The organism is Parasphingorhabdus sp. W113 (assembly GCF_055693205.1).
This window is the reverse complement of record NZ_CM146328.1, coordinates 1,330,933-1,351,554: the sequence shown is the minus strand read 5'-3', so window position 1 is coordinate 1,351,554 and position 20,622 is coordinate 1,330,933. Positions and strand designations below refer to the sequence as shown.

The 20,622-nt window shown below is 48.0% G+C and carries 18 protein-coding genes and 2 pseudogenes; 9 read left to right on the top strand and 11 right to left on the bottom strand.

Translation table 11 applies throughout. From position 1 onward, the window contains the following. Positions 1 to 4: 4 nt before the first annotated feature. The 3 genes from ACZ1GS_RS06405 to ACZ1GS_RS06395 form a co-directional block, all read right to left on the bottom strand. On the bottom strand, positions 5 to 415 hold the full coding sequence (locus ACZ1GS_RS06405; protein WP_472697654.1) for a rhodanese-like domain-containing protein: 411 nt from the start codon (positions 413 to 415) through the stop codon (positions 5 to 7). 21 nt (positions 416 to 436) lie between these two features. Further along, positions 437 to 1,354, bottom strand: a complete 918-nt coding sequence (locus tag ACZ1GS_RS06400; protein WP_472697653.1) for an alpha/beta fold hydrolase — start codon at positions 1,352 to 1,354, stop codon at positions 437 to 439. 138 nt (positions 1,355 to 1,492) lie between these two features. Further along, on the bottom strand, positions 1,493 to 2,257 hold the full coding sequence (locus tag ACZ1GS_RS06395) for a helix-turn-helix domain-containing protein (protein ID WP_472697652.1): 765 nt from the start codon (positions 2,255 to 2,257) through the stop codon (positions 1,493 to 1,495). A gap of 223 nt (positions 2,258 to 2,480) precedes the next feature. Here ACZ1GS_RS06395 and ACZ1GS_RS06390 point away from each other — a divergent pair, with 223 nt between their 5' ends. Both ACZ1GS_RS06390 and ACZ1GS_RS06385 read left to right on the top strand, forming a co-directional pair. Then, on the top strand, positions 2,481 to 2,954 hold the full coding sequence (locus ACZ1GS_RS06390; RefSeq protein ID WP_472697651.1) for a VOC family protein: 474 nt from the start codon (positions 2,481 to 2,483) through the stop codon (positions 2,952 to 2,954). 63 nt (positions 2,955 to 3,017) lie between these two features. Beyond that, a complete protein-coding gene (locus ACZ1GS_RS06385; protein ID WP_472697650.1) occupies positions 3,018 to 3,482 on the top strand; it encodes a VOC family protein in 465 nt (154 codons plus the stop codon). A 565-nt stretch (positions 3,483 to 4,047) separates the two neighbouring features. Here the strand turns inward: ACZ1GS_RS06385 and ACZ1GS_RS06380 are convergent. Beyond that, positions 4,048 to 4,347: a hypothetical protein gene (locus ACZ1GS_RS06380; RefSeq protein ID WP_472697649.1), complete on the bottom strand. Its 300-nt coding sequence runs from the start codon at positions 4,345 to 4,347 to the stop codon at positions 4,048 to 4,050. Positions 4,348 to 4,554: 207 nt separating this feature from the next. Further along, a complete protein-coding gene (locus tag ACZ1GS_RS06375; protein WP_472697648.1) occupies positions 4,555 to 7,050 on the bottom strand; it encodes a TonB-dependent receptor in 2,496 nt (831 codons plus the stop codon). A gap of 374 nt (positions 7,051 to 7,424) precedes the next feature. Between ACZ1GS_RS06375 and ACZ1GS_RS06370 the strand changes: the two genes are divergently transcribed. Beyond that, on the top strand, positions 7,425 to 8,165 hold the full coding sequence (locus tag ACZ1GS_RS06370) for an alpha/beta fold hydrolase (RefSeq protein WP_472697647.1): 741 nt from the start codon (positions 7,425 to 7,427) through the stop codon (positions 8,163 to 8,165). Positions 8,166 to 8,439: 274 nt separating this feature from the next. Here the strand turns inward: ACZ1GS_RS06370 and ACZ1GS_RS06365 are convergent. From ACZ1GS_RS06365 to megL, 5 genes and pseudogenes are all read right to left on the bottom strand, one after another. Beyond that, positions 8,440 to 8,550: pseudogene (locus ACZ1GS_RS06365) on the bottom strand (hypothetical protein); the annotation flags it as partial. Between the two features lie 591 nt (positions 8,551 to 9,141). Then, positions 9,142 to 12,375, bottom strand: a complete 3,234-nt coding sequence (locus ACZ1GS_RS06360; protein WP_472697646.1) for a TonB-dependent receptor — start codon at positions 12,373 to 12,375, stop codon at positions 9,142 to 9,144. Positions 12,376 to 12,505: 130 nt separating this feature from the next. Beyond that, positions 12,506 to 13,540, bottom strand: a complete 1,035-nt coding sequence (locus ACZ1GS_RS06355; RefSeq protein ID WP_472697645.1) for a FecR family protein — start codon at positions 13,538 to 13,540, stop codon at positions 12,506 to 12,508. Positions 13,541 to 13,548: 8 nt separating this feature from the next. Continuing rightward, a complete protein-coding gene (locus tag ACZ1GS_RS06350) occupies positions 13,549 to 14,085 on the bottom strand; it encodes an RNA polymerase sigma factor (RefSeq protein ID WP_472697644.1) in 537 nt (178 codons plus the stop codon). A 364-nt stretch (positions 14,086 to 14,449) separates the two neighbouring features. After that, a pseudogene (gene megL, locus ACZ1GS_RS06345) lies at positions 14,450 to 15,625 on the bottom strand (methionine gamma-lyase). A 144-nt stretch (positions 15,626 to 15,769) separates the two neighbouring features. Between megL and ACZ1GS_RS06340 the strand changes: the two are divergent. The 6 genes from ACZ1GS_RS06340 to ACZ1GS_RS06315 all read left to right on the top strand — a co-directional run bounded on the left by ACZ1GS_RS06340 (position 15,770) and on the right by ACZ1GS_RS06315 (position 19,416). Further along, positions 15,770 to 16,009 carry an Lrp/AsnC family transcriptional regulator gene (locus tag ACZ1GS_RS06340; protein WP_472697643.1) on the top strand — a complete coding sequence of 80 codons (240 nt, stop codon included), beginning with the start codon at positions 15,770 to 15,772 and terminating at the stop codon, positions 16,007 to 16,009. Beyond that, positions 15,930 to 16,199, top strand: a complete 270-nt coding sequence (locus ACZ1GS_RS06335; RefSeq protein ID WP_472697642.1) for an Lrp/AsnC ligand binding domain-containing protein — start codon at positions 15,930 to 15,932, stop codon at positions 16,197 to 16,199. Before ACZ1GS_RS06340 ends, ACZ1GS_RS06335 begins: the two co-directional genes overlap by 80 nt. Before the next feature lie 324 nt (positions 16,200 to 16,523). Next, positions 16,524 to 17,816 carry an AMP-binding protein gene (locus tag ACZ1GS_RS06330; RefSeq protein WP_472697641.1) on the top strand — a complete coding sequence of 431 codons (1,293 nt, stop codon included), beginning with the start codon at positions 16,524 to 16,526 and terminating at the stop codon, positions 17,814 to 17,816. After that, positions 17,744 to 18,118, top strand: a complete 375-nt coding sequence (locus ACZ1GS_RS06325) for an AMP-binding enzyme (protein WP_472697640.1) — start codon at positions 17,744 to 17,746, stop codon at positions 18,116 to 18,118. The genes ACZ1GS_RS06330 and ACZ1GS_RS06325 overlap by 73 nt, the downstream gene beginning before the upstream one ends. Then, positions 18,115 to 18,810: a glutathione binding-like protein gene (locus tag ACZ1GS_RS06320; protein WP_472697639.1), complete on the top strand. Its 696-nt coding sequence runs from the start codon at positions 18,115 to 18,117 to the stop codon at positions 18,808 to 18,810. The genes ACZ1GS_RS06325 and ACZ1GS_RS06320 overlap by 4 nt, the downstream gene beginning before the upstream one ends. Then, entirely contained in the window at positions 18,811 to 19,416 is a 606-nt protein-coding gene (locus tag ACZ1GS_RS06315; protein ID WP_472697638.1) for a DsbA family protein, read from the top strand. 212 nt (positions 19,417 to 19,628) lie between these two features. Here the strand turns inward: ACZ1GS_RS06315 and ACZ1GS_RS06310 are convergent, their stop codons facing one another. Further along, complete coding sequence (locus tag ACZ1GS_RS06310; RefSeq protein ID WP_472697637.1) at positions 19,629 to 20,543, bottom strand: metal-dependent hydrolase; 915 nt, start codon at positions 20,541 to 20,543, stop codon at positions 19,629 to 19,631. Positions 20,544 to 20,622 lie beyond the last annotated feature (79 nt).

Genomic DNA, 20,622 nt, shown 5'->3' with positions numbered 1-20,622 from the left:
TACCCTATGCTCTCTTTTTTGCTTCTTTCGTTTCTATAGGTCCGCCAACTTCTTTCCAGGCAGTAAATCCGCCTGCAATATGAGCAACTGGCGACAAACCCAGAATTTGTATGTCGCGTGCCGCCAGGGCGGAACGCCAACCGGAACCACAATAGAAAACGAATTTCCTGGGCTCGGCGAATATCGGTTTGTGATAAGGACTATCCGGGTGGACCCAGAATTCGAGCATTCCCCGCGGGCAATGAAAAGCACCGCGAATCATCCCCTCGCGCTGCAATTCGCGGATGTCTCGTAAGTCGACTATAACCACGCTATCGTCATCAGGTAGATCCAGTGCATTTGTGATGGAGATAGTTTCGACCTCTGCATCGGCTGCGGCCACCATATCTTTGAATCCAATTTTAATGTCGGTCATACCAGCGCTCCTGTATTGCGACTAGTCTGTTTGCCCATCAAGGAATTTCCTTGCGGCGGCTTCAATTCTATCCAGATGAATGGCAAAAAGGCCGTGTTTTACGTCTGGCATGGTGACTAACGTCCCGTTTTTCGCTAGCTTGAAAGCAGCCTTGGTTTCAGCTGTTAGACTCCCTCCAGTTGCGATAAAAAGTGCCGGTTGATCTACCTTCGGGAACTTTTTGTCTGACACATAGGTAAATACCCCGTGATATGCCCACCAGTCATTGGGGAAGGACTGCATCATATCGTTAAAATTAATCTGAGCCTGTTCAAGCGACAACCCTTCATCGACAGCAAGTGAAGCAAAATTCCATTTTTTTATCAGATGGTTACCATCCTTCATGATGGTTGCAGGTTTGGCATATAATTTGTGCGCTTCTTCGCGTTCCTCACCCACAAAGAATGGGACGCCGGGGAGAACGAGGCGCCGGACATTGCCGCCCTCTTGCAAGGCAGTTTCCACCGCGATCAGGCCGCCCGTGTGGTAACCCAACACATCATAGGGGATTTCAGAAAAACCAAGCTTGTTCAGTCCGACGACAATTGCAGCCGCATAATTCTCCATGGATTGCGGTTCGGACGGAGAGTCCGAGTTTCCATATCCGGGGGTATCGATGGCAATGACCAGACGGTCGGCAGCCATTCTTCTCATGAACGGTTCAAAAAACGCACCGGAAAACGGCGTAGGGTGCAATAATATAAGCGGTGGGTGTTTGATTCCCGCCATTGCCGGCTGCATTCTGCGAACATGAATCTGGCCAAAGGTACCGGCAACGTAGAACTTTTCGATTTCCGCTACTTTTACCGGTTGCTCTGCTGAAGATCCTGAGGAGAATCCCACAACGAGAAAGATTGCCAAGATGAAGGTCAGTGATCGAGAAAACATCGTCTTTTGCACTACTCCGATTTGAACGTGGTTTCGAAATCCTTTAGTTTCCCTGACAATAGACAAAGATTGGGAACGGCTTTTATTCAAAATTTCTCAAGCCCGACATTCGGGCTTTTGCATCCCAAAGTGTCAAAATGGCCACTGACTTTAGACGCTCAACTTTTCTATTTGGCGCTCAATATCTGTTGCCACTGCCCTCAGAGGACCGAGGGTTTCCTCAAGTATCTTTTCCGGCTTTTTGGCTTTTGCAATATACCGCATGGACAAAGCAGAATGTAGTTTCCCCTGAACAAAAACCGGAATAGCATAGGCATGTTCTCCAGAAAAATGGACTGGAGAAAAGGCATAGGATTGGATGCGAATCTGGTCTAGCTGATATTTCAGCTGGTTTTGCGATGGAGGACTATAATTTGCTTCTTCGTTCGAATAGATATGTTTCAAAAGTACGCGCCGAAGCGGGTCATCACAATAAGCCAGCCAGATCAGTCCGGGCGACGATCGAGTCAGTGACATCAAATAACCCCTGCGATAATGATCGAGCGAGAAGGGACTAATTGCATCGGTGGTTACCCTTGTCATCATCTGGACGCCGTGAAGTGTGGACAGAGCAACACACCATAAATGTTCGTTCGTAAACGCGTTGAGCCTGGGCTTAACCAAGTCGGTGACCCAGCTTTCCCAATCATCCGGCTTACCCAGGAATTGAGCTTCTCGGGTCAGTCTGAAGCGATTGTCCGAGGTGGTGAGCGTTGCATAACCCTCAGATTCAAGCGTTTTCAAAAGCCGGTGACACGTCGCTCTTGGCAATTTCAAAGCACGCGCTACCTCGTTGCATGAACGGCCATCAATCGTGCTTAGCAATCGAAGCACTCTCAGCCCACGTAAGAAAGATCGGTTTTGATTTTTGTCCATCTAAGAGGACAATAGCCTGTTCCATGGATGACGCAAAGCGCGTGGAGGGGTTTTTATGCAGAAGATCCGGACCAGATCCTGCCTAAAGAAGAATCTGGAAGTTGGCAGTCTAGCCCGTTCATCGGGCTTCAGCTTGTTTGCTAATGCTTACAAGACGTAGATTCTTTAATCATAATGCATATTGCGAAACCATTTTATTACAAATTCGAGGTTCCGAAAAAGAATGGCAGATACAATCAAGAGAACAACATTAGTGTCAAGGGACGCGGAAAAATCCGCCCAATGGTATGAAACCGTATTTGGCATGAAGCGTTGGTTTGACAAGCCTTTCACGCTATCTGGGAAGGGTATCGCCCTCGGCAAGAAAGGCGACAAGACGAGACTAATCATATTGAAGGCGAATGATCCGGTAATTGGCATGATCGGTGTGTTGGAATGGATCGATCCAAAGATGGAGGCCCCTCCGGTTCCCGAAACATTGGAATTTGGCGCCCCCATATTTGTCGTGTCCACAGAAGATGCGAGAGAAGTGTACGAAAGAGCAAAGGCTCAGGGATCAAAAATCCACAGCGAACCGCGGGAATGGACGGTCGTTGGCGCTGAAAATGAAACCAAACACATGATCGGTACTTCGCTTTTCGATCGCGATGGATATTTTTACGAGGTTAATCAGACAGTCAGTATAGAAAGGCCCTGATTTTGATATTCAAACTAATACTTCATCGTACTAATACTTCATCCTAAATTATAAGGCCAAAACATGACTGATACTGTCGCTCCATCCGTCCGATTACAACGGGCCAATTTTGTTGTCTCGGACCTTGATCGCGCATTGACTCTTTACCGTGATATCTTTGGATTCACCGTGGAATTTGTAAAAGACTCGGAACCCACCTCCTATTCGTATACCGTCTTTGAAATCCCTCGAGATGCCAAGATTCGCTTTGCTGTTCTATCAACACCGGATGCCCCACGTTGCATGGCGCTAACCGAGGTTACGGGTACCACTTTGCTCGAAACTCAATTGCCTCGCCGCAGTGCAATAGTCGTCGATATTCCAGATGTAGATAGCATGATCGAACAAGTCGGTGCGCTTGGATTGCAGCTTTATCCCGAGCAAGTCCTGGTGACCAAAGATGGCCGCAAAGGCCGTGAAATTGGCGTTATTGATTTTGATGGAAATCTGGTGCTTGGCTACACCATAACCGGACGCGCCGAAGATTAAAGAGGCTTACCAATGCCCGTCTGTTAAAGTTCTTGTGCGCTATTGGCTTGTGGTGCTTGGCGCTTTTGTGGTCGGTGTATTACCATACACTGCTCCTGCATGAGGACTGGGTTGAACGGCAACTGAGCGCAATGTGGGGATTATTGGCAGGCTTCTGCTAGGGCGATTTGACAACGTCCATCAAGGCTATGTTGACGAGCGACTGAACAAACCGGAAGTCATGCGACACCTGCGATTACATAGCGTCATAACGCCAGTATAGGCCGGTGATACCAGCGAGCCAGTCTTTTCGAGACCGAATATTCTGAATCGGCCAACGAGCAATTGCCGATCTCGGTCTGCTATTCTCTCGAGCCTGATAGCAAAGCCCGCACGATGCGGATGAAACTTTGCTCGCCAGACCAAACAACGATAGTCCAGAATTCGGCTGCCTTGAAGGCTGCTACATTCTCTGGCGCGAGGAGGCAGACCCATCCATCACACCAACAAAACGTCTCGCGCTGCATACCGCTCGACCAATTAACTCGCATAATCGGCGTCATCTCCCAGCCAACAAGATGCGTGATCAAAAAAAGGCGCCGCCTCGATCATGAATTTTGACATGATGGCGGGTCACCACAGAATAGTCACTGGGCTTTTTGGGAAACTCCATCATGCATGCGAAACGCCGGCCCTGTTCTATTTGGTTTGAATCAGACATGTCTGACGTTTCTTCGCCCTGCCCCTCCTCATTTCTCGACCAGAACTGATTCGGGAAAATACGCAACTGACGGCCCCGATCAGCAGCACAACTGTCTGATTCGATATCGCCATATTCGCCTGGCCGTATCTGCATCAGATGATCTAGCTCGCGGTCCACCAACATCTAGCTACGTTTTTTTGCGACCGCGTGACTGGTCATGCAGACCGCGAATGCAAAAAAAACGGCGATCAGGGTTTTGCGAAACCTATTCATTTAACGCTGCTGACGCCGCTCAATTTAAGACAGCCTAGCAGAACGCTAGGCACCGATGTAGGAAAATAAAAACGAAATGGCGTTTCTTCCCCCAAAGAAACGCCATTTCTACTGGTACTATTTGAACGTATATTTCAACTTGATACCAAACTGGCGTTTGTCCCGCAGGCCAACGCGGTCACCTTCACGACCGAAGTTGAAAAAGCCACCGGGCAGTAACCGCGTACCAAAGCTTGTGTCTGCAAAATTAAATGCTGTTGTCGGAGCATCTTCGTTGAAGAGGTTTGTCACGAACAATTCGATACCGGCGTTTTCACCTCTCAGCCCCAGACGGAGGTTAACGTCAGTCGCTTCTTCAACCTTTGCTACGTTGGCGTTGCTATCATAGTAATTGCCGGTGAAATAGAGGTCGCTGCGCAAGTACCAACTTTCGAACATGTCGCCGAAGCCCTTAAAATCATCTTCATAGGTGGCCCCGAGTGAAATCGTAATGGGCGGGAAGCGTGGCGCTTTCTGGCCGGTAACATCAGCTCCCGGACCGAAAATATCACCAAAGTCTCCCGTTCCGCCATTTGCTGGGAAGGAGGCGATGGTTGAATCAATATAAGCGAAACTACTCTGCATTGAGAGATTCTCGCTAATCTGAAATACCGCATCAAGCTCGATGCCATAAATATCGGTCGTTGCACCGTTTGACGTAAAGTTAACGGTCCGAAGCGGGTTAGGCGCTCCCGGTGAGGTATCTGTGACCGTCTCAATGGTCGTAAAAATCTCATTGCCTCGTTTCATGTAAAAGGCAGCAAGGTTAAACCCGAAAATACCGTCTGGGTGCTGTTGCTTCCAGCCAAATTCGTAATTGGTCAATTGTTCTTCACCAAAGAGAATGTTTGCTTCAGGAGCCAAGGCGATCAATTCGGCAAGCTGTGTGGCGTCCAATTCAGCGATTTGCTGGTTGAACCCGCCGGGCAAGTTGCCTTCACTGTAAGTTGCATAAAGGGTTGTGAGGCTCGATGGTTGATATCGCAAAGTAAAACGTGGCAGGAAGCTGGATATTTTTCCGGGCGAGATCGGCATTGCCAAGCCAACATTAACTTCCGGATTACTAAACTCATCTTCCTGGTAACGCCCTTCCAGCGTAACCGATAGCTGGTCGGTAAACTCGAAATCTATCGATCCGAAAATGCCAATTGTTTCAGCACCTGATATAAAGGGATCTGAGCGGAAAAGGTCGCCAAAGAAAATGGGGTTCCCCAAGAAGCTTGCTGTTCCGCCAAGCTCTTCAATATCGACTTTAACATAACTTGCCCCGGCCGAGATATTCAATCTTTCATCTAAGAATGATCCTGACAGACGACCTTCTACGGTAACATCTTCCGTTTCACGCGCTGTGAAGCTCATGAAACTATTGTCTGGGGTTGAATCGAAGTCAGAGTAAAAACCGAAGTTCTCTTTGTTATATCCGGCCAAAAAGCTGAATTCGATGATGTCGGTCAGATCAACAGAGCCCTGCGCGCTCAACCGAAGAGAGTCGAGGTTCAGGCCAAAATCATTTACGTTGATTGGATTGTATTTGAAACCGAATATCGCGTCGGAAGGATCAGATCGACCGTCGTTCTGGAAAGCCAGATAAGCCTGTATCTCGGCAGCCGATGTGTTCAATCCGATCCGATTGGCCGGAGGTTGCGTAATCCTTCCGGCAAAAACAGATTCGCCGCGACCACCGCCGGGCGAGGGCACCACCGAATCTGTCAGGTCTGCGATGCCGTTGACGAATTGAAAACCACCAAAATTATGTTGAGGAGTACCGAAGTACAAAACCGATGCAGATGGACCGTCGTCAATTTCCTGATAAGAACCGCGAAGTTTTAAACGGAAGCCATCACTGGGCGCGACCAACAAAGTGCCTGCCACCGACCATTGGGATTCATCTCCAAGCCGTTGGCCGGGAGTGGCCACATTATCGAAATGGCCATCCTTAGTGTCATAGTTCCCGCTTAGCCGGAAAGAAAAACCGTCGGTAATCGGTCCTTCAATACCTGCAGCAAAATTATATTCATTACGCGTTGCGCCAGTAACGCTCAAATCGACTTGAAACTCATCACTCGGATCTTTGGTGACATAGTTAATCGCACCGGCAAATGTATTACGACCGAACAGTGCTGATTGAGGGCCTTTGATAATTTCAACTCGTTGCAACTCATTTATGCCGATTGTCTGCGCGCCACCGCTCAGAAAAACTCCATCAAGAAATACTGTTGCCGTCTGTTGCAATCGGTTTCCGCTGACGACGGTGATGCCACGGAAGCGAGGAGTGGAATTGATCCTCGCAGAACCATTAGTATTGTCGCCAAATGGCTCAACAAAAGCACCTGGAGCAGCTTTAGTGATTTCCGTGATGTCACTAAAACCGGCACCGTCCAGTTCTTGTTCACCAATAACTGAAACTGCCAACGGTGCGTCTAGCAGAGTCTCTTCTTTTTTACGGGCCGTGACGATGATGACGTTGGAACCATCCCTCGCCCCTTCCTGCTCGTTACTAGTAATTTGCGCAAATGCCGATCCGGGCAATGATCCGATCGTTGCCATTAACAAATATTTGGTGGAAAGTTTCATCTGTAATCTCCCTGTATCCGGCAGTGCCGACGCTGCTCCTTTATCTGATCGCATCACACCCAGACCTTTTGTTGTCCAGACAGATTTGGCATCAGCCCGACTAACGGGCTAGGTGCTGAGATGATGTCGCAATGGTCATTTCGGCGCGCTACTATGTTGTTTTTGAGAGACAATGACTTGGCACGGCTTGTAACTTCTTTGCATCCATGCCGTGCAACTTTTTCTTGTATCGTCCCACGCTCGTTGACGAATCTTCAAAACAGGTCGGACAATCACACTGAATTTGGGTCAGAACTAACTGGAGATGTTGAAACATGAGAAAGGGCTACACAGACGGACCTTTTGGCCAAATACATTGGAGGCTACTTGCACCTGTGAACGTATCAAAACCAGATCTATATTGTTTCCACCCTGCGCCGTTTAGTGGACTTGCTTTCACAGGAATTATGTCGAATCTCGCAAAGAACCGTCGAGTAATTTCTCCAGATTACCCCGGATATGGCGGATCTGATGCGTTCAAGGCAGAACCATCGATCGAGGAATATGCTGAAGCTATGCTCGCAGTTATCAAGCATTTATCAGATTGCAATTCGGTCGATCTTCTAGGTTTCCATACTGGTAATCTGGTGGCCACCGAGATCGCGGTTGCTGTTCCTGCTCGGGTACGTCGTCTGGCGTTAATCGACGTACCTGCATTTGACAGTAAAACGCGCGGTAAATATCGCGATATGACAGCCAAACCTTTGGAGATAAATGAGGATATCAATTGTCTGGCGAAACCTTGGGAATTGGGTATGACGAAAAGGCTCGACAGCCAGGGCCCAGACCGCAGTTTCGAAATGTTTGTTGAGCAATTACGTCATGGCAAAAATATGAACGCAGCATTCCATGCTGGATTTAGCTATGATGTTAATAACAAGCTACCACAAATAACTCAACCAGTATCAGTTTTGGCATCTAAATCTGGACTTCTAGAGGCAACTCGCCACGCAGCAAGGCTCATTCCAACGGCAAATATAACGGAACGATTAGATATCACACGAGCAGTGTTAGATGAAGCTGCCCAGACGATCGCATTAGAACTATTGCAGTTCTTAGATGACACGAGATTATAAATACGAAACAAAGTCGCTCAGAGCCTGTCCCGTTTGTTGTTACAAAAATTACATACGAGCATGCTATTGGTGTGCTCGTCAACAATGGTGTCGCCGTTGTTGTCTGGAATTCTTTACCGTGTCCAAGTCCACGCCTGATTTAGCACGCACGCGAATGACAAATTCCCCTGCTATTTCGGAGCTATTATTATAGGCTGACACCCCCGGCACAAGCTAGTCATCGTCGACAATCACTTGATAAAGCGCAATGTTTTCGATCCACCAATGATCTGCCCTATAACGTCCAAAGCGATTTCAACCGCGGTACATTCTCACTGCCACAAAAGGCCATATGTTCGAAGAAATGGACAAAACCAGTCCCACTCAACTCTTCTGGGTTGTTGCCCGCATGGACAACGGTCTGTTAGTGCAACAATGGGATAGGATTTATCAACATGCAACACGACCTCCAAGCCATTCTCTAGTGTGAATTTTTCATATTCTAATGTAAAGGCCTGCTTAGAAGTGTCCGGTGCAGCTACTGCGGGAGCGTCGCCTGCTATCAGACCGGCGCAGGCAGAGAGTAGAAGCAGGTGTCCGACAGCCATAAAGGACCCTTCGTTCACAATGTGACGGATCATTCACGGCTGGCTGATTATCACCAGTGCTATCCGTTGTCAGTTAATTTTGGACAGATGAGACAGTCAAACTTTTACTAGTTTAGCACCATCTTGTTGATTGATACTGAGCCGCTTGCCTTTGATGTGCAGCTTTTAGAAACGTGGTAAATTTGCAATTCTGGTAGGGAACAAGGCAAACTCTCTCGCCTCTCACCCGCATTGCTGTTTCGGCGTTCCCACCACATCGGCTTGGAAAGCATCTGGAGTATAATTACCAAAAGTTCCCATTTTCCCCCGAATGCCGATGTGGTGGCCTACAAACTCAAAGCCATATCATTGCTAAAAACCAATAATCCGGTTTTGATGAAATAAATCCATCAGAATCTCGCCCTGGCTCCCACGAAAAACTCACGCCCTTCAATGTCGTTGAGCGAGTTGACAATGTTTCGGCTGTTTCCAAGTGTCAGACCAGTTGGCTGAATTGGACCAATTCTATCGAAGATATTGCTAACACCGCCGAAGATCGAGAATCTGTCATTATCACCAAATTTGTACCGTACGAAGAGGTTATGAAGCATCTCTGACTCTACGCGGAAGAAACTTGGATCCTCAGGAGGGACGAACTCATCAAGCCCTCCACTTCTGAAAAGCGTGGTCCAAGTCAACGTGATGCCCTCATACCCCCAGCTTGCGCGTGCGCGAAATTCGTCCTGTGACTGTGTAGTCCGGCCCAAGACGCTTTCTGTGGTAGGTCCTTCTATCGCTGGGAACGTGAATTCATCCGTGAAATAGTGAGAATAACGCACATCAAAATTAAAAATGCCAGGAATTATCGGCGGGTCAATCTTATACAGAACAGAAACATCCAGTCCCGAAGTATCCAAACTGTTTAGGTTTTCCGACCGATTGAGAATTTGCGTTACGTCACCCGTTGTCGCATCACGGGAAATGACATCGCAGAAACGATTGTTAGGGAAGCTGGCATCTGAAAAGCAAAGATCGGCGGTCAACTGAGAAGAGATACTGCCAACCGCGTCGCTAATGGAAATATCATAATAATCTACCGCCACGATCAGATTGGGAATGAACGATGGAGTGAAGACGCCACCGACGGTGTAAGTGGTTCCTGTTTCTTCCCGTAAGTTTTGATTGCCAATATTTGGGCCAGCAACTTGGGATGAGCCATTAAATGCTATCCCCGCATTATCAGGATTGGCAAAAAAGGCCACAATGCCAGGTTCCGCCAAACAATTGGCAGCAATGTTCTCGGCTGGTGTAGTGCTTCCCGGGGCTGGCATGATGCCAGATCCATCAGGCATCAAGCCATTACAGGGATCTCGCAAGCTATCAAAATCTGGCCTTGACGGGGCGAAAAATTCGGTCAGGGTAGGCGCCCGTTGGGACCGGGAATATTGCGCACGAAAACGAATATCATCGATCGGTTGCCATGTGCCTCCAACGTTATAACTGTAGACCGTGCCTACGGTTGAATAGTTGGCGACTCGCCCAGCTAGCTGCAATGACAGTTGGTCTTCGAGAATCGGGATATCCAGTTCCGCAAAACCTTCAATCACATCGAAAGAAGCGCGAAAGTCTGGCGTGGTCGTAAGTGTAGTGAGTTCTAGGTCCTGATCAGGGTCACCCGTCGTGTCCTGTAGTTCATGGCGGTAGTCGAATCCAACAGCAAGCTTCACATCGCCTGCAGGCAAGGTAAGAATCGAGCCATCAATCGCACCAGAGACAGTGGCCTGTTCGCGATATTGCAGCAGAAGTCCATTGTAACGGATGAAATCAGCAGCAGCATCCGAAATTGAGCCTTCACCGAAAATATTTAGAGGAGCGCATCCTTGTGCCCGCGCCGCTTCATCGGCACACTGCAAGCCATCCGGAGTAACATTGAGCGCAGTGCGCACATTCAATTGACTTATCTGATTTAGAGAATCCTGACGTTGATTGAACCGGCCAAAGGTAGCGCCCAAATTCCATTTTAAGTCGCCTGAGATCGCTCCTTTTAGTCCGAATTGGCCGCGAATGATCTCGCGTTCATTGATGGTAACTGCCCGGCCAACCTCAGAAAACCGTCTTGCAAAAGATACCGTGCCTACCCGCGTCTCTTCAACCTCAGGCGGAATGAACGGGTTGTCAGCGGCGATAGGGCCAACATCGCCCAATGCGTTGAATGGCCCAATATCTGTGCCGCTGGAAACATTCAAAGCAGAGCCCGTCGATACGACGGTAAAATTGGTATAGTATAGATTGAAAAAGACTTCCGTAACTGGTGTAATTTCGAAGGCCGCTCGGACCGCCCCGTTGTAAATTTGAAATGATGGAAAAATTGACTGACCTGGCCGAAAATTAAAGCCATCTACATCTGTTTCAAAACCAAAGCGAGGATCGCGGTCATCGGGAAGGTTGCCAGCACGATCATTGAAGAACACACCCCCGATGTTGAAAGCATCATCACCTTCAAAAATACCGCCCGGCAAACCAGAGCTGCCCGAAGGATTGATGCAAAAGCGACCCGAGTTATCGCAATCACCAAACGTGGTTTCATCTCGAAAAGCGTTAGGATTGTTGGGGTCAAGCGGGTTGGTTAGAGGTCGATTAAATTCGACATTGGCGATCGACTGTGGACGTGATTCGTCTGCGAAAATTGCACTGTGATCATCATAGCTAAACGCGGCGAGGAAATAACCGCGATCGTCAGCAAATCGTTTGCCGAAGGTTGCATCAAACGAAAACTCCTCGCCGCCAGATGCTTCAGGTGTACGATAGTGAGTGGCCAGTTCCAAGCCCTCAAAGTCATCTTCCAGGATGACGTTTACAACACCGCCAATGGCATCCGAGCCGTAAATGGCAGACGCACCGCCAGTGGTGATCTCCAACCTCTTTACAAACCCGCTTGGTATCGTGTTGAGGCTAACGCTTTCATTGCTGCCCGAGTTTGAAACAACTCGCAGTCCGTCTATCAGCGTCAGCGTTCTGTTTGCGCCCAATCGGCGCAAGCTGATTGTACTCAACCCACTATTTTGAACACTTGTTGCCGTAGTTTCTGGTGCGAAACCCTGATCCACACCGGGAAGATCTTTTAATATCTCACTAACATCGCGAGAACCGGTTTGCGCAATGTCATCAGCATCTAAAACCTGAAGCGGAATATTTGATGTTTCGTTCGAAATCACGGTACGCGCAATACGGGAGCCGGTAACAACAATCAAAGCTTCTTCGGACTCCGCCTGCTTGCTATTCAGCGACGCTTGCTGATCGGAGGCAGAAGTACCGTTTGCCGCCTGAACCAGAAAGGCGTTATGGCTCGTGACATTGAAGCTCAAACCCGTACCGCGTAACAAATGCCCGAGCGCCACTTCGGGTTCATAGCGACCTTCGACATCGTTTGAACGCTTGCCATTGGTAACAACACTAGAGAACAGAATTTCTCGACCACTTTCCTGAGCGAACTCGTTTAGCGCATCACCAAGAGGTTGGGGATCGATGTCAAAACTGACCGGCTTTGCCATCACTGGGCAGGAGACCGCCAATGCAATAGAGGCAATTCCTGCCCTTAGTAGACTTCGTTTCATAGTGCCATTGCTAACCAGGCTGCGCTTCATAAGTAATCCCCCAATTCTATTTGTTTGCCGCGGTTTTTCCGCTGTCGATGGGGAAGAGCGATAGCGTTAAGAAAACCCGCCACTATTTTTTAAATTTTTTGACGCAGCCGGTGCTTTGGCATCTCCAGCTTCATTTGACCGCTGGTTCGAGCAGGATTTCCGTATCGCTGACACGTCTAGCTTGCACATTGAAATAAACCTCCAACGCTTCGACAAAGCTGTCCTGCCTGCCGGTGATGAACATGCCGTTGATCTTGGTACTGGCCAGACCGGGATCGGTGATAGTCAGTTTCACTAGACTGTATCGGTTCATTTCCTGTGCAGCTAGTCCTAGCGGCATATCGTCGAAAATCGCATTACCCTTACGCCAAGATGTAATTTTGGCAATATCTGCCTTCTGTCGGAAAGCACGACCAGTTGGACGCGCGGTGAACTGCTGCCCGGCAATCAACATCGCTCCTGGCCCGACATTTTCAGTACCATCAGGATTCAGCCGTATAACTTCTACCTTCCCTTCAGTAACCGTTACATCGACCGTATCGCCAACCGCTTTTACGTCAAAAGCCGTGCCCACTGCAGTTATTTTGTACTCGCCGGCATAGACGGCGAAGGGCCTGTCTGGGTTATGCGCGACGTCGAAATGCGCCTCGCCTTTCACGAGATGAACTGCGCGCTCGTCCGAGTCATATCGTACGTCAATCTCGCTATCGGTGTTAAGCGTTGCGGCCGTGCCATCGGTAAGCGGCACACTAATTCGTTCGCCAACTGCAGTTGCAAAGACTGGAGTTGGACCCTCCTCAGCCAACCCTTCATCTTCAGGTACCGTACTCAATTGCAAAACAAGCAGCGTGGAGACAACCAAAACCATAAGACAAGCGGCCATGGTACCCCTGATATTCAACCAGCTGGTATGCCTGGGTTTTGCCGCAACATCGTCATCATTGCGGCTCAACGCCGCTGCACGCATAGATTGAATTTCCGGCATTGAAGCAATCGATGACAGTTCAACAATCATCTTCTGCAAATCTTCAAAAGCTCGAGCGTTATCAGGGCTCGCGCTTTTCCATTTATCGTGAGCTGCACGGTCAGCATCAGTACAGTCGGGAGCACGCAAGCGTGCATCCCAAAAACCTGCCGCCTCTTCTGCGTCCATATCAGCGTTCATCAATCGACTCATCTATAACACCTGAGACGTTTCAACAGGAATGTATTCGCTTTTGAAAGGTGACGTTCCACCGTTCTGATACCGATGTTCAGATCTTGTGCAATCTGCATCTGCTTTAACCCTTCAAAGTGATAGAGGACGAATATGTCACGCGTCTTTTCCGGTAAATCATAAAGCGCCGAAACAAGCTGCTTTACAGCCTCTTTGTCTGCTAAGACGGTTTCAATCGAGATTCCCGCCACGAAATGTTCGTCTTCATCGAACGTATCCTGCAAGTCTGTTCGGCTACTGGCACGTTTCCGGTAATATTCCGAGATCGATGCCCGTGCGGTCTGGAAAACATAACCTTCCACGGTTTGGATCGTGCCCAGGTCGGCGCGACGCGCGAGGCGAACAAAGACATCCTGAACCAAATCGTCAGCTTCTCCAGGCGAAGATACTCTTTTTCTGAAATAGCTTTTGAGAGCCGGACCGAATTCACGTGACCATGCGTCGAGCAGCGAACGATCACTGTTGTCGAGTGGGTTTATGTTTTTCTGTGACATTGTTTATGAACGTTCCGAAAGCTTATAAATGTTATTTGGGAAATGCGATATTAGCAACCATAATACTCTCTGGCCCGATTTTCTAAGTTATCCAGCTGAAACTGGGACTGAGGATGGAATCGAGCACCGGCAAGCCGAGCCAAGTGATGTTTCGTCATCCCGCGCAAAAAAGTTGTGAGCGCGGGAAGAGTTTTAAGCGGTTGATTCAAGCATGACAATGCGTCGATTTGAGGAATAAAGTAGGAGACGGACGACTACGGATGAGGTAATATCGATCTTTGTTTATGAACAGCGAGTTCAGTGCGACAGTTGTGAAGCTGGTGATTGCTGCACATGTACCGATTATGGCGGCGATCATTTCCGATTAGTACATTTTGGCAAGCGAGTGATCGATATCTTCAAGCAGGTCTTGCACTTCTTCCAGACCAACAGAAAGCCGGACGAGGCCATCGGTGATGCCATGCGCCTCAAGTTCTTCAGGTGAATAGGTTGAGTGGGTCATGCTTGCTGGGTGCTGGATCAAGGTTTCTGAATCTCCCAGCGAAACGGCGCGTTGCACAAGATCCAACCGGTGCATCATCCCAATTCCGCTCCGGATTCCCCCTTTCAGTTCAAAGGCAATCATGCCACCAAAATAGTCCATTTGTTCCTTGGCCAATTCGTGTTGCCCGAATGAAGCAAGACCGGGATAGTGTACCTCCGCTATTGCATCATGATCTGCCAGATAAGACGCAATCTTCGTTGCCGATTTTACGTGACGCTTCATCCTCAATTGTAGCGTTTTCAAACCCCGCAAAATCAGCATTGCGTTAAAGGAAGATATTACCGCACCGGTCAAATCCTTCATACCCACAAGCCTGATCTCAGTCATATTTTCAATATCTCCAACAATCGGTCCGGCAATCAAATCTCCGTGGCCACCCAGATATTTGGTCGCTGAATGCACGACAATATCTACGCCTAAGTCTAAAGGCCGGGTTATTACCGGCGTCGCATATGTATTGTCGACAATGGTTCGAGTCCCAAGTGACCTCGCGATTTCTGAAATGGCTGCAATGTTTACCAAGCGCATGTTGGGATTGGCTGGTGTTTCAAAATACACAATCTTCGTTTTGGGAGAAATTGCCTTTTCTAGTTCCGCAGGATTAGTCATATCGACATGGAGCACTGAAATACCAAATTTGGCGAGGCCATGATGCATAAAGGAGAAAGTGCAACCATATAGTGTCTTGTCTGTAATCACTTCATCTCCAGGTTTCGGAAATGTCCAGAAGACAGACGCGATAGCTGCCATGCCAGATGTCGTCGCAACTGCAGCTTCTCAGTTTTCAAGCGCCGCAACACGCTTTTCCAAAAGATCATTGGTGGGATTGGAAACCCGTGAGTAAAAATGCCCTTGCTCGTCGCCAGCGAAAATAGCAGCCCCTTGCTCTGCCGTTTCAAATGCAAAAGTCGAAGTGAGGTGCAACGGCGATGTAAGGGCTCGTTCTGCCTCTTTCGGTGTGTAACCGTGATGAATTGCGCGAGTGGCAAACCCCATTTTTTGCGACGGGTGAGCAGCGCTCTGTTTCATGTTGAAAGCTCCTAGAAATCAACAGGTCGAATATGCCAAATCGAGCGCTATATCCTGTCGGTATTTTCCTTTTTTATTATATATTGGCATTATCAACCTCATAAAGCCGATATGGACGCAAAAGATCGCCAGATATTGCGAGAGCTCCAGAGAAATGCTCGATTGACCAACGTCGAATTGGCAGAGCGCGTCAACTTGTCAGCTTCACCCTGTCTACGACGGCTTCGGCAGCTAGAAAAATCGGGTATTATTAGAGGATACAGTGCTCAAGTTGATCAAAAAAGCTTATGGCGTGTCTCTCGCAGTCTTTGTCAACGTTTCGCTCAAGAACCACTCTCAGGACATTGTTAGAGCATTCGAGCAAAGAATTGCAGATGTTGATGCCATTATGGAGTGTTTCCTGATTACTGGAGATGCTGGCTATATGCTCCGCGTCGTTGTGGCTGATTTCGAACTCTATGAGTTATTTGTGAGAGAGGAGTTACAAGCTATCTCCGGCATCGGGTCCATCGACACGCGTTTCGCCTACGGGGTTGTATAGAACAGTACGGTCTTTCCGTCTTAAGTTCTTCTGACTAACAAATTTGGACTGTTCCGCAGATAAGCTGAAGAGCTAAACGGGTGACAGATCATGGCTTTTCCAAAGATTGATTAAATCCAACCGCGTTACTAAGATTGAACGGGACCAATTTACCGAAGACCGTGAGTTGATGGCCCGGACAACTTTCGGCATGTAGTCACTGGCGTGATAATCTTCGATTCTATTACAAGGTTCGTGCAAATAAGCCTTTGTAATATAACTTGCTTCAATTCTTCGCACGAGCGATTGAGCATTCTTAAACAATCGCTATTTTGGATTTATATAATGAGTGACAAGAGACCCGAAAACCTTGCCGAACTAGTTGCTTTCAAGGCAAAATTGGCGCCGAAATTTAACGTACTGACTTTTGTCGATATCAACAATAGTGGTTGCTTTGTGGACGAAATTCGCGACTTTGCAACTCTTTACAGCAATGCGCAAAAACTTGCTGCTTGGTTGCGATCGCAAGGGCTGAAGCAGGGGGAATGCGTAGCAATCATGCTGCAAAACCATCCCGAGTTTGTCGAAATGATGATAGCGGCATCTTTACTAGGGGCGATATTTGTCCCCCTTGACCCACGTAGCCAAGGTGAAAAACTTGCATATATGCTCAATGTTATCGAGTGCCGTTTCATTGTGGCAGGCAGCTATGCATTGAATGCTCTAGACGAAGTTGCTCCAATGCTTGATCGGCGACAATACTTATTGATTGTCGGCTCAAATTACCCGTTGCCATCGCCCAGAAAATTCGATTCAGTAACGTTTGAAAAAATACTGTCGTACACACAAAGCGCACTGGAACCGGCAGCAGTTGATCCACAATCGACAATGTTCATGATGTTCACATCTGGAACAACGGGCATTCCCAAAGCCGTCGAGCGTAGCCATGCGTCCTATATGCGCGGCGTAAAAGGACTGGTCCCACTTGGAGTGGAGACCAGGCACAATATCTACACAGGATTGCCTTTGTGCCATATCAACGCTCAGTCCACTCTCGCCATGGCCTTGAGCGGACACCAAAAAGGGATTTTTAGCCGGCGGTTCACAAAGAGCAGGATATGGGATATTTGCCGCGCCTATGATTGCAATGTATTCACCCTGCTGGGCGGAATGATTCCAGAAATCTACTCTGTCCGCCCGATGGACAGCGATCCGGACAATCCGGTAGAGATCATCATTACTTCGGGAATGCCAGTCGAGATATGGGACAAATTCCGCGATCGTTTCAAAGTTGAGATTAGTGAAGTTTATGGCAGCACGGAAGCTGGCGGCGTGCTCTACAATGCGGCAGGCCATGGTCCGGTTGGATCAATGGGAAAACCACCCCCAGGCCTCGTCGCCGCCATCCTCGACGAAAACGACAATGAATGCCCCCTGGAGCTGCCGGAGAAATTTGTTTCAGGCCAGAACAGGTCGCACCGGAAAAAGTCAAGTATTTCCGCAATGAACAGGCAAGTGCCGAAAAAGTTCACGGTGGATGGTACCGGAGCGGTGACATTGGCCATATGGATGCTAACGGCTGGTTCTATTTCCACTATCGTGCCGGTGGCGGGATTCGTCGCAACGGTGATTTTATAAGCCCAGCAACGATTGAAGGTGTTTTGGTACAAAATCCAAACGTTGCTGACGCTTTTGTATATGGTGTGCGAACTTCTGATACGGTTGCCGGAGAGAAAGTCGTTGTAGCAGCATTGGTACTGAACGATGAGACCTGCATTGATGAGGTAAAGAATTGGTGCATCGCCAAACTTCAAAGAAATGAAGTGCCGGAAGTCTGGCAGTTATTGGACTCAATTCCAAAGACCATTTCTCAAAAACCGATTGAACGCGAATGCATCCGCTTGCTTCAAAACCAGCATCGGGGATTGGATATTACATGATAGACCTCTATTTTGCTCCAACACCGAATGGTTGGAAAATCTCCATAATGTTGGAGGAATGTAATTTACCCTATACCGTTCATGGTGTGCATATCGGCAAAGGTGAGCAGTTTGCGCTGGAGTTTCTAGAGATCAGTCCGAACAACAAGATTCCGGCAATTATCGATCAGGCCCCGGCAGAAAAAGGTAAGCCGGTTTCCGTATTCGAAACCGGCGCGATTTTACTCTATCTGGCGGAAAAAACAGGTAGGTTCTTGCCAGAAGATTGTATCGGTAGAAAAAACGCAATGGAATGGCTGTTCTGGCAAGTGGGTGGCCTTGGTCCAATGATGGGACAGCATGGCCATTTCAAACTCTACGCGCCTCGTCCGATCGACTACGCAATCGATCGTTACTACCGCGAGGTAAAACGCCTATTCGGTGTGCTTGACAAAAGACTCAAGCAGGAACCGCACCTTTCAGGTGCGGAATATTCTATAGCAGATATGGCCTGCTTCCCTTGGGTGCAGACATATAAGGCACAGGGGATTGACCTAGCCAGTTTTGGAAATGTGTCGCGTTGGTACGAGACACTGAAGCAACGACCGGGACTGCGCAAGGGCATGGCCTTGGGCCGCAACAACATCAATCGCCGGCCGCAGGAAGATCCAAAAGCGAATAAAATTTTGTTCGGCAACGAAAGTCAGAAATAGATGGCAAAGATTGAATTCTTCTTCGACCTATCCTCCCCCTGGACAAGAATTGCGTTTCACAATATTCAACCGATCATTGAGGAGACCGGTGCGGTTATTTTCTGGCGTCCTTTTCTGGTTGGCGGCGTGTTCAATGCAGTCAACGAAAGTGTCTATAAAGGTCGCAATAATCCGAATGACCCAAAAGTTCGACATGTTTACAAATGGCTGAAGCAATGGGCACAACTGGCCGAGTTGCCGATGAACTTTCCATCGGCACATCACCCGCTTAACGCGGTTCTGCCAATGCGAGTTTGTTGTGTGCTTGAAAATCAGCAAGCAGATCTTCTCCGCTTCGCTGAGGCCGCGTTTGATGCCTACTACCGTAATCAGCTCAATATTAGCGATGCTGGGACATTGATGAAGATTGCAAACAAATGCTGTCTCGACGGCGCTACTTTAGTTGAACAAGCTTCCAAACAAATGATCAAAGACCAGCTTCATGCCAATACTGATGAAGCTATAGCACGCGGTGCATACGGTTCCCCGACAATGTTTGTCGATACGGACAAACTATATTTTGGAAATGACCAGTTGCCTTTAGTCAGGTACGCGCTGTCAGCCTGAAGCATATATAAACTCCGATATCGGTAATGGTGTTATCATAGAAACAGACTGCGTTTGTATGTTGATAGATACAGTGCGGATCTGGGGTTGATTGGACTAACCTTTGGCCAATCCCTGATCTTCGTTAAGCAGCACGCGGCGAGCCTAACAACGTATGACGGCTCTGGAATAATCCGTCTTCTGCGAGCAGAAAGATTTATTCATTTGAAACTTTAAGAAAATCCAACAATTTTTTCCATTTTTGCTCGATCGATTTTCAAAGGATCGCCCCCAGCCTTCGTAAACCTGCGCCAAGCCATCGCTATTTTATTTTGCTTGGTGGTTGCTAGAGGGTGTTCTCTTGGATGATATCTTGCGGAAAAAGTGGGAAGGCAATACCAGACCATCTTGGAAAAGGACGAGCCAATAAAGTACAGGGATTTGAAAGCAGTATCCGGTTTACGAAAATAGCCTTCCTCTTTGCACATATGCAGGTACGCTTTCAAAACTTCGCTAGCAATATGCATTAACGCTCTAGCGATCATCGATTTGCGATACCACTCATCTCTACCGTAAAGATATTTATACACTTCAAATGCAACGGCACCATGCTCAACCTCTTCTACTTGATGCCAGACCCACATGGCCTTCATGGTAGGCTCTGAATCACCCATCCAGCTTTCATAGTTTGCAAGTACTATCATACCGGCCAAAAAGGTAAATGTCTCATATCCAGCTGTGAATCCCACCAAAGTTTTTAAGTCATCTTCTTTTGCCCATTTGGCAAAATCCCGTTTGTTACGCGCCTCCATCTCTCCAATTTTTGGATATCGACTGGCCATAACCTTGTTAAATTCAATAAAATTGCGCGCATGGTGTGCTTCTTGACCAATGATGGCATCGACGTCCCTTATCAGCCCCTCATCCTCAATCTTTTTTCGGGCCTTCAACATCGAACGAACAAGGTATTTTTCAAAATAGGGAACATGAACGCTAAAAGCATTCAGGAATATGGCGGCATAAGGAGAAGATTCACTCCACAAAACCGCTTCTTGCTCCAGCTTTTCAGATTCAAAATCGAGAGCGCGTACGGGAATGTTGTCCATTGGATGCTCGAAAGCGGTGGCTATGTCGGATTCATGGTACATATCTACAAATCTCCATTCTTATGCCGGTTATGACATACTCTGATTTGCCTGTCCCCAACCTTTAGTATGGCAACAAAAA